The following is a 9,634-nucleotide window of genomic DNA, read 5'->3' as shown; positions in this document are numbered from 1 at the left end:
GCATTGACACCATCCGGATCAGCACCTATGCGAGCGGACGGACAAAGATCGCCCGTGCATTGAAGGAAAAATTTGGCCTTGAAGGCGCGCTGGTCATCCCCTCGACCGGAAATGGCGACCTCGTGCGTCGGTTGGGGGACGCCGGAGCCCGTGTTCTGGCCGACCAGGTGACGACGGGAGATGTAATTGGGGTGGCTTGGGGGCGCACCGTGCTTTCGGTCGCCGATCAGATTTCACTTCCTGAACCGCTCTCCAATCTCACCGTGGTCCAGGTCTCGGGAAGTTCGACGGGCGAGCCGGATTTCTCGCCCGAATTGTGCACCTCGCTACTGTCGAGCCGTATTGGCGCGCGTTGCGTCAACCTTCTGGCGCCGGCCATTCTATCGACCAAGGAACTCAGGGCGATGCTGCTCGACGAACCAGTCCTGAAAAAACAGTTCGACCTCATACACTCGACAAACCGCATTTTGTTTGGTGTCGGCGATGTCGGCCCTAAAAGCACCGTGCGAGCGTCCGGGATCGCAAGCCAAAGGGAAATCGACACATATGTCGAACATGGTGCGGTCGCGGTTATCATCGGTCGGTTTATCGATGCGCACGGTCGCGCGGTAGGCGGCGAGCACGATGAACGAATGGTCGGAATCGCACTCGAAGAGCTTATTCAGACGCCCAATAGGATTTGCGTGGCAGGTGGGGCCGGCAAGATAGAGGCCATTACCGCAACACTCGAAGGCGGTTACGCGACGCATTTCGTCACAGACATGGCCACGGGAGAGGCCTTGTTGGGGGTTTGACAATCACAAGCGGTGGCGAAGGGCCGCTGCCTGTGGAGGTATTCAATGGACCCACCCGCATCACATCGGTTCGTACCGAGGTATCGCGGATCACTCAGCGGAGAGGAGCCGCTTTAATGCAGTCGGAGGAACGTTATGTCATAGGGATCGATTCATCGACGCAATCGGTGAAGGCCATTGCCTGGTCGAAAGACGGTCAGCCTTGTTTCGAAGGGCGTGCGCCGCACACGCTGATAACGCCTGACGCCCACCGCGCAGAACAGGATCCCGACGAATGGTGGAGCGCAGCGATCACTGCCCTGAAAGCTGTAGCCGGAGCTACCGACCCCGACCGCATCGATGGCATAGCGATTTCCAATCAGCGCGAGACAATGGCATTGCTGGACGACCAGCGACGTCCGCTGGCGCCCGCCACGGTTTGGCTCGACCGGCGTGCGCGGGACATGCCCGCCCTCCTTGCTGACGAATTGGGCGCGGATGTTCTGCACGGCATATCCGGAAAGCCGGTCGATGTTATTCCTTGCGTCTATCGCCTGCGCTGGATGCGTGCCAATCAGCCGGAGTTGCTCGATAAGGCGGCTTATATTCTGTCCGTGCATGACTACTTGACGATGCAGCTGAGCGGCACGCCGCAGGCGACATGGACAAGCGCCGATCCGTTCGGAATTTTCGATATCGTCAGTAAAACCTGGTCGAAGACGATCCTCGGCCACCTCATGATCGACGAGGCCAAGCTTCCGCCGCTCAATCCGCCCGCCTCCAGAATCGGCTCTATCTCCCAGGAAGCCGCTGCGCAGACGGGCCTGAAACCAGGCACGCCAATCTTTGCTGCCGGYGGAGATGGTCATTGCGCCGCTCTTGGCGTAGGCGCGATCGAACCGGGGACAGTCTATCTTAATCTCGGAACAGCGGTCGTGGGTGGCCTCTGGTCAGCCACGCCGGAATTGAGCGGACATTGGCGCACGCTGGTATCTCCCACTGGCGACGGCTATGTTCTGGAAAGCGTACAGCGGGGCGGTGCTTTTTTCGTGAACTGGCTGCTCGATAATTTCGCTGGCGGACGCACGGATGTGGCGGTTTTTCAACGACTAGAGGCGGAAGCCATGCGCCTGCCTGTCGGCTCTGACGGGCTGACGGTGTGCCCATATCTGATGGGCTGTATGGATCCCTACTGGGATGAAAATGCGCGGGCGAGTTTTACTGGCTTCGGGCCGGATCACGGAATGGGTCATCTCTATCGCGCATCCCTTGAAGCGATCACGCTCGAATTTGCAAGGAGCTTGCAGGAGATGAGGGCCACGGGGCTCGTAGCCGAGCGAATTTTCGTGATCGGCGGCGGAGCTTCGAGTGTGCTGTGGAGAAAAATGGTTTCAGATGCTACAGGGCTTCCTGTCCATCGCAGCCTCTCCAATGAGGCATCGGCACTTGGTGCAGGCATTGCGGCAGCGGTGGGTGCCGGGTGGTACAGCAATTTCCACGAAGCGAAAAATGCCATGGCGCGGACGACCGAAGCCCTTGCGCCTGATCCTGCCGCTTACGAGGATTGGCTTACCCTCTCGGAAAGACAGGCCCAAGTTTACATCAACAATCGCGAGCAAGGGCGGACGTGAGCCCGGCTGTGTGAACGAGCATGAAGTGGCGCGAACGTTTCAGTGTGCGGTGCCTGGTTTCTCGTTTGCCCTCACAATGGCGTCCGCTTCCTTGCCGTATAGTTCCTCGAAGTGATCGAAGGTCTTGGAAAAATAACCAATGCCCTGCGTCGCCGAGCGCAGCGCCCGCGCCAGATCGTTAAGCGCGCCGCCCGGAACGAGCGCCCGGAAGATGTCCCATCCCTTGGCGGTTTCATCACGGTCGAAACCGAGAACCTGACCGTTGAGAGCGGCGACGATCTGGACAAGGCTGCCTGAATAGACCGACGGGATGTGGAACTCGCTGCGAAAGACCGGCTGCATCAAGACGGTCGACCCTTCGGAAAGCGCCTGTCGCACTCCCATTTTCGATGCAGTCCGGAAGGCGTGTTCCGAACTGTCGACGGTATGGTGCTGACCATCTAACAGCGTTACGCCGACATCGATGACTTCGAAGCCTAGCGGTCCTTTCTCCATCGCTTCGCGCGCGCCCGCTTCGACGGCGGGGATGTAATTGCGCGGAACGGCGCCGCCCTTGATGGTTTCGCCAAAGGTGAAGCCCTGGCCGCGCTCGTTGGGGTGAATGCTCAACTTCACATCCGCGAATTGCCCGGCACCGCCGGTYTGTTTGCGATGGCGGTAGTGAACCTCCGACGGTTTCGTGATCGTCTCGCGGTAGACTGGGCTGGGCGTTCGGTCGGTCACGGAGATATGAAAGACATCGGACAGCGTTCGGCAGAGATCACGCAGATGGACCGGCCCTTGGGCGCGCACGAGTTGAGCGCCCGTGCCTTCCTCCTGCAAGACTTTCAGACCGCGATCCGTCTGGGAAAGCTTCGCCAGCGTTTCGGAAAGTTTGTTTTCATCGCGCTCGCTGCCCGGAATTAGGATCCTTTCAAGCATCGGCGTGGGTGGATCCGTCCACTCAGGCGGGGCGACCACCGCTCCGGAGGTCAATAGCGAAGGGACGGGCAGGTGGTCGGACTTGACCGTCGCGAAGACATCCCCCGGCGCAGGCAGAACCGCCGAATTGGACCGCCCGTTTGCGAGATTTTGTACGGCGCCGAGGTTGGAGCCGCCCAGTGATGCGCCTTGCCGCAGTCCCTCGCCAAGTGCGCGCACGAGCACCGTCTTGCCGACATTCTGGCGATGATAGGCATGGAAGCTCACGGCCACCAGCTTGCCTTCATCGACAGTTCCCGTATGAGCGAGACGCTGCCGAAGAACCCCTAACGGCGGCGCCTCGTGGCGCAGCGCCTTCATCAGCCTCGTCATGCCGTTGCCGTGACTTGCAGCACCGATCAGGACCGGGATAATTCTGTTTTCCCTGAGAACCCGTGATGAAATGGCATAGAGCGCGTCGCTGGGCGGCTCGCGATCCTCGATCAGTTCCTCGAGAAGCCAGTCATCAAATTCGGACAGGTGTTCCAGGAGCTCGGTGCGCGCTTCGTGCTCGCGCTCGGCGGCGCTTTCGGGGATTGCGATCAGCGCCGAAGTCTGGCCTTCCCGGTAGCGCCACGCCCGTTCCGAAATCAGATCGCAACTGCCTATGATCCTGTCTCCCTCGCGGATCGGGATCTGGCGAAGCAAAAGCGTGTGGTTGGCGTAGTCTTGAAGCGCGGCGATCACGTCCCTCAGCCGCCCTCTCGGTTCGTCCATCCGGTTGACGAAGAGGATGCACGGCGTCTCCGAGGCTTCGACTATCCGCAGATAGGGCGCGGCGAGCACAGCCTCCTCGGGTGCCGATGAAACGCACAGGATGCAGGCGTCGCTGGCAAGAAGCGCTTGCTGCGCATGCGCCAACGCTTCGTTGGGTCCTGGCGCATCCAGCGCACACCACGCCTCGTTTCCGAAGGTGAATTCCGTGAGGTTCAATCCGTAGGGGGAGCTGGATTTTTTCGGCGCCCCCTCCAAGGAGCCGAGCTTTTCCACGACTGTCGATTTTCCGGTCTGCGAGGGTCCAAGCACGGTAAAGCAGCGCATCGGTCTTCCTCCAACTGCCATAAACACAATTTTCAGCCATCATAGGATGCCCTGAACCGCTGCAAGGCGCCAGAGGTGTTCAGTTTCACGACGCTTTGACTTAGACTTGCATTTGAGGCTGATCCATTGAGCTTACGGTTCGATACTAAATCCGAGAAAGTCTCGTTTGATCTTGAAGCCAACCCGACGGGCTGGCAGGAAAATTGCTTCTTCCGCCTTTCTCGACCTAGGCTTCGGGTGCTGATTACGGCCAAGGGCTGGAAGCCGTCGACGGCGGAGGGCGTCAGGTTCAGTTCCTCCGCAGAAATCTCCGCCCGCGCCGCTGCTTGTGCCAGGGACGTAGGAACGTCCTGCGCCGAGGCGGATGTTAACTGACCGCTAGAGCCAATATCGGTTCCTCGGGGGAAGCTTCATGCGTGCGCGCCCTCATTCTTTTGGATAGCTTTTCGCGCATCGTAAAAGCGTAATACTATCTTGGCGGGAAATCCGGAGAGGGGCATGCAATATCGCCAAAGGTCGGTGCTGTTCGCAGCACCTTGGCTGATCATCGGAGCTGCCGCAGCCGGCGCTTCGAGCGGTATAACGATTGCAGACTTCGAAAAGCCGGAACTGTTAGTCGCCGCACTGTTTGTCGGCATTATCATCGGAATGGCCGTTGAGCAGTTCCTCGCCACGATGAACAAACAGGCGTGGCGGCAGAGAAGCAGATCACGCTGGGAGAACCGGCGCCGGAACGAGCGCATCGTACCGAGGCCCTGGCTTCAGACGCCAGTTGCGGAGCGATTGCGACCGGTCGATGCTGCGGATCAACTGCGTATCGTGATGCGCTCGAATTTCACGATTCAACCATTGCTGAACAAAAGCGAAGCCCGGGTGTTTTGGGAGCTCGACAGCGTCGTGATCGGCTGCAATTCCTCCTGGCAGGTGATGGCGCAGGTTTCAATGGGCGAGATCCTCCGAAGTGCCGATCCGGAGGCCTACAGTTGCATCAACTCCAAACGTGTCGACCTGCTCCTCGTGGACGGCAACTGCCAACCGCGGACGTCATCGAATACCAGGGCGGAGCGCACCATCAAGGAGCCACGGCCGCGCGTGACGCGGTAAAGAAGGAGGCGCTACGACGCGCCGGGATCGGCTATTATGAAGTGGTGGCTGGTCAAACGACGCCGTCGGAACTCAGGCGATTGGTCGAGAAGCTGGTGGACAAGCCGACTGTCACTTAAAGCGATCTCAACACGCATGACTGCACGCTCGTGCCTCTCTGAGTGGATAAGCAGATTGCCGTGCCTTAATGGAATTGAGGCGCACCCGAGATGATCTCCGACTTCGAGGCAGTTCGCGAAAATCTGTTTCCGGCGAGTCACGGAGCGATCGAGGACTGGAGCAAGTTCCCCTGGCATCGTGATCGAACCAATCAAATGCTTCGGGCTCCATCCCTCGGACCATGAATAGGAACGCAACTTGACCGGCCATTTGCTGCGCGCCGGCCTTGCCCTCCTCGGGCGATGTCGAGGAGCGCTACGTTGAAAAACAGCAGGGGCACACTTCGGCTGAGTTGACGCGCAAACGTCAGCGGCGGCGCGGCCGCTTCCGCAGCAACCTCACCAAGCGTCTGGGCTTTAAGGGCCCTCCCCAAGCGGTCAAAATTGCCGGCTGGGTGTTCAGCTTAGCGCTTCAATTGAAATCAGGGAGTAAAAGCTACAGGGCTGTAGGGACCTTATCGGGCCAGCATACGTGCGAGCATATTTCTGATGTAGTCCTGCGCGCTGTAGAAAATTGCCGCGGCAATGATTTTGCGGCTATCTTCTACCGGTAGAAACCAAATAGCTGCCTTGTCCCGCTGAAGAAACCGGATCCCGGGATGAATATCGGGCCGCAGAGTCCCGATATAAGGCGTATCGGCGAGACGATCGATTTTGACACGCAGTTTGTGGATCCGTTCAGCGGTACGCTCCACCGCCTCGTCAGGCGAGTCCCCGAGTTCGACATAGGCGCCGAACAGATGATCGAAGATCAACTCGAAATCGCGTTCGGCATCCTCAGAATATTCAAGAGTCCACACGAACCCGTCGCTTCCGCTCAATCATTGCCGAGACGCGGCTTTCCATTTCCGTCGCAGTAATCATAGGTCCATTCAATCGCCGCTGAACCAATTCGCGAAGCGCTGCCGTTTCGACGGTCTCGGTTTCCGTCTTTTGGCGAAGCAGTTCTAGGCCCTGCTGAAGAACGGAGCTCAGGCTGGCATACCGGCCGCTCTCCACCAACGAACGGGCAAACGCATCCTGCTGGTCGGTCAGCGAGATCGACGATTTGACACTCATAGGTTTAACTCCTTTGAACCTAATTTGCTACTCAGTAGCACATTTGTCAGTATGACGAGATGTCCGTCAGGGCGGCAAAGGATGGCCGCGCAATGTCAATCCAGGATCAACGCTGGATCAATAGCTTTTTGCTGGTTCGCGGTCCGCGTCACGATGTGCGCCGCCCAGCGCCCCGCCGGGGCCGAGTGTCCCAAGCGATTCATGAATATCCGGTTCTCGGACTCTCAGCACTAGCTGTGATCGTGGAAAGGTCCTCGGACATATGCTCGACAGCTACCCGATCACCATGTTTCTACCCGAGGCTTTAGCCTGATAAAGGTTTTCGTCCGCGGCTTTCAAACAAGAGTGTGGATGAAACCCCGGCCGGCAATGAAACACACCGATACTCGCCGAGATTAGCACTTTCGAACCCGAAGGAGATCGCAGATCAATACGCGCGACCTCGTCCCGGATTTCCTCGCTACGTATAAGCATCTCGGCAGGAGTCAAATTGCGTTGAAACAGACCGAACTCTTCGCCCCCGAGGCGTCCTGCGAACCCTGACTGCCCTTGGTAGCGGGCGAGGATAAGACCGGTGCAGTGGAGTGCTTCATCGCCCGTTGCATGACCATATCGGTCGTTGATCGACTTGAAATAGTCGAGGTCCAGAAACAGCAAGGCGCCGGATACACCGTGTTGACTGGTCGCGTCTAGCTCTTCAAGGAAGGCGCTGCGAGTGAGGGTGCCCGTCAGGCCATCCGTGCGAGATTGGACGCGAAGGGCGTCATAAGCGTCCGCGAGCTTGTTCAAAGCCTCTTTTGTCGCAGCTTCAGCGCGTCGGACTTTTTCCGACTGAGTAAAATGCAGCGCCGAAGCCGGGATCGATATCGCCAGCGGGCAAAAAATCGTCATGAATAGGCCAGCGCCTGCCACTTGTCCGCCCAACAGTGGAACAATGATGAACGAAAGTGCCAGCGAGGCGAACACTGAAAGCAGTCCAGTTAAAATAGACTTTTCGACAATACGACGCATCAATACCACCGTGACGAAGTGAAACTGCTATGAGCTCATCAATTTAAAATGGGTTGAAACACATCGATAAAACTTGATTCATGCGTCTCTCTCACCGACGATTTGCCTCGAATGGCCACCCCCCTCATCTGGCCGCCAGATCGTCGCAGCTATCCTTGTTCTGTTTTTAACTATGCGAGAAAGCGCGGCTGCGCGGTCGGTCATCGTGGCCGTCTTGAATGGTCGTGGAACATCGAGAGGTTTATCCCATGATTGCCGCCCGGCGGATTTGCGCGTCTAAGCCTGCCGGCAGAAGACGGGAAGGCTCGCCGGACGGCCTGTCGTCAGGCAACTTTCCTCGCCATCCCGACCGAGCGCGGCGCGGTTTCAGCGAAACCGAACTGTCGGTACAGGCGGTTCGCCGGGACGTCGGCGATCAGACTGACATAGGCCGTCTTTGGCAACTGGTTCTCGATATGGTTCGTCAGCGCAGCCATGATCATMTTGCCAAGCCCCCTGCCCTGGTGTTCGGGCATGATCGCGACGTCGGTGACTTGAAAGAAGCAGCCTCCGTCGCCGATGATGCGACCCATGCCAATTACCGCGTCGCCGCTCATCAGGCAGACACCAAAGATCGAGTTGGGCAGCCCCCTTTCGGCCGCCTCTTTCGAAAAGGGGCTGAGGCCCGACAGGTATCGCAGGCGCAGGTAATCGTCGATGCCCGGGACGCGGGGCTCGATGCGGTAATCGTCATGCTGGGTCATGTGATGCCTTTCAATGTACGTCTCCTAAAAAATCTCTCTCGCCACCGTTATCGCGGTGCTGGCGATTGATGGGCCAAGTTATCGCGCTATGAACTGGCCCTAAAAAGATAACAGAACGTCTCTCCAGGCCATGTTTCCTCCGAACCACTCTCTGATCATCCGCAAACGGCTGCGATCACTTCGCCAATAACCGCGGCCGACAATCGCGCTTAAAATGGAACTCGCGGCAAGCCAAAGGTCCCGAAGACCGTGGCGATGGAAGTTTCATCCAGAGCTCTGTCCCTAAGCGGGAAAAAATCCGTGCGCTTAACCATGTTGATTAGCCTTTGATTCATCCTCCCAGAGCAGTTTGCGGCCGGGATGGCTGGGAACCAACCTCAAAGGATCAAAAGCTATGACCTATGCACTCGTGCTTTTCTCGGCGGTAACGGCGATCGTGGTGTCCATTTCGGCGATTGGCACTGCACCGGCGCCGAATAGCAAGTGGCCGGAAATCCATTCGGAAAAGACCTCCAGACTGGCGCCGGCGCACCGGCCCTGAGCCGCCATATTGGATGAATAGCGGATTCGCGAAGCGGCGTCGGTTGCACCGCTTGCATTGGACAAAGCCACCTCAACAGACGCTACTAAGGCGGATTACGCCTGCGGCCGCGGCTGCGATACCGGTCAGGCCCTCATCAACGCTAATTTCCACGTCGATATCGGGATACTGCGCCAAAAACAACGTGGACTTCCTGCAGAGCGCACGACGGAAGCGTGGTGGTACCCTCAATAACGCCACGGTGCCGTGCGATCGATCCATTCGCGCGTCCGCGCTTCGGGATCGGCGTTCAAGGTGATGTCGGTGACAACCGCCACGGTGTCAGCGCTCGCGTCGAATACGCCCTGTAGCCTGTCCACATTCAAGCCTCCGATGGCCACCAGCGGCAAGGGTGCGACACGCTTCTTCCAATCCGTGATCCGTTCCAGACCTTGCGGCGCCCATTTCATCTGCTTGAGAACGGTGGGATAGATCGGGCCGAGCGCCACATAGTCAGGTTTCGCAGCCAACGCCGTTTCGARCTCCGTCTCGTCATGTGTGGAAAGACCGAGTTTGAGGCCGGCTCTGCGAATAGCATCAAGGTCGGCTTCCACCAGATCCTCCTGGCCCAGAT

General features: G+C 58.3%; 9 protein-coding genes and 3 pseudogenes. 6 read left to right on the top strand and 6 right to left on the bottom strand.

Translation table 11 applies throughout. The features are described from left to right. Positions 1-794 (top strand): sugar-binding transcriptional regulator (locus AC1D1Z_RS30120; protein ID WP_477852530.1); only part of this gene is annotated, 794 nt, incomplete at its 5' end. 116 nt (positions 795-910) lie between these two features. Then, positions 911-2,404, top strand: a complete 1,494-nt coding sequence (locus AC1D1Z_RS30115; RefSeq protein ID WP_018245339.1) for a xylulokinase — start codon at positions 911-913, stop codon at positions 2,402-2,404. A 39-nt stretch (positions 2,405-2,443) separates the two neighbouring features. Here AC1D1Z_RS30115 and AC1D1Z_RS30110 read toward each other — a convergent pair whose 3' ends face one another. After that, positions 2,444-4,405, bottom strand: a complete 1,962-nt coding sequence (locus tag AC1D1Z_RS30110; protein ID WP_477852529.1) for an elongation factor G — start codon at positions 4,403-4,405, stop codon at positions 2,444-2,446. 498 nt (positions 4,406-4,903) lie between these two features. On the opposite strand from AC1D1Z_RS30110, the pseudogene AC1D1Z_RS30105 reads away from it, so the two are divergent. From AC1D1Z_RS30105 to AC1D1Z_RS30095, 3 pseudogenes are all read left to right on the top strand, one after another. Next, a pseudogene (locus AC1D1Z_RS30105) lies at positions 4,904-5,628 on the top strand (DUF2726 domain-containing protein). Positions 5,629-5,718: 90 nt separating this feature from the next. Continuing rightward, positions 5,719-5,826: pseudogene (locus AC1D1Z_RS30100) on the top strand (PGN_0703 family putative restriction endonuclease); the annotation flags it as partial. A gap of 43 nt (positions 5,827-5,869) precedes the next feature. Next, positions 5,870-6,023, top strand: a pseudogene (locus tag AC1D1Z_RS30095) (integrase); the annotation flags it as partial. A 99-nt stretch (positions 6,024-6,122) separates the two neighbouring features. On the opposite strand, the gene AC1D1Z_RS30090 reads toward AC1D1Z_RS30095, so the two are convergent. The 4 genes from AC1D1Z_RS30090 to AC1D1Z_RS30075 form a co-directional block, all read right to left on the bottom strand. Then, positions 6,123-6,467, bottom strand: a complete 345-nt coding sequence (locus AC1D1Z_RS30090; RefSeq protein ID WP_018245341.1) for a type II toxin-antitoxin system RelE/ParE family toxin — start codon at positions 6,465-6,467, stop codon at positions 6,123-6,125. Next, positions 6,454-6,726, bottom strand: a complete 273-nt coding sequence (locus tag AC1D1Z_RS30085; protein WP_018245342.1) for a type II toxin-antitoxin system ParD family antitoxin — start codon at positions 6,724-6,726, stop codon at positions 6,454-6,456. Before AC1D1Z_RS30085 ends, AC1D1Z_RS30090 begins: the two co-directional genes overlap by 14 nt. Before the next feature lie 273 nt (positions 6,727-6,999). Next, entirely contained in the window at positions 7,000-7,737 is a 738-nt protein-coding gene (locus tag AC1D1Z_RS30080) for a GGDEF domain-containing protein (protein WP_018245343.1), read from the bottom strand. Positions 7,738-8,060: 323 nt separating this feature from the next. Continuing rightward, positions 8,061-8,480: a GNAT family N-acetyltransferase gene (locus AC1D1Z_RS30075; protein WP_477852527.1), complete on the bottom strand. Its 420-nt coding sequence runs from the start codon at positions 8,478-8,480 to the stop codon at positions 8,061-8,063. Positions 8,481-8,874: 394 nt separating this feature from the next. Between AC1D1Z_RS30075 and AC1D1Z_RS30070 the strand changes: the two genes are divergently transcribed. Continuing rightward, the gene (locus AC1D1Z_RS30070) at positions 8,875-9,021 is read left to right on the top strand and encodes a hypothetical protein (protein WP_155256962.1); all 147 of its coding nucleotides are present in this window, start codon (positions 8,875-8,877) and stop codon (positions 9,019-9,021) included. Between the two features lie 227 nt (positions 9,022-9,248). On the opposite strand, the gene AC1D1Z_RS30065 is transcribed toward AC1D1Z_RS30070, so the two are convergent. Continuing rightward, on the bottom strand, positions 9,249-9,634 hold a 386-nt coding region (locus tag AC1D1Z_RS30065; protein ID WP_477852525.1), incomplete at its 5' end, for a thiamine phosphate synthase.

This window comes from Rhizobium sp. P1_E1, assembly GCF_056406015.1.
Note: the sequence above shows the minus strand (reverse complement) of the source record. Positions and strands in the feature narration are given on the sequence as shown.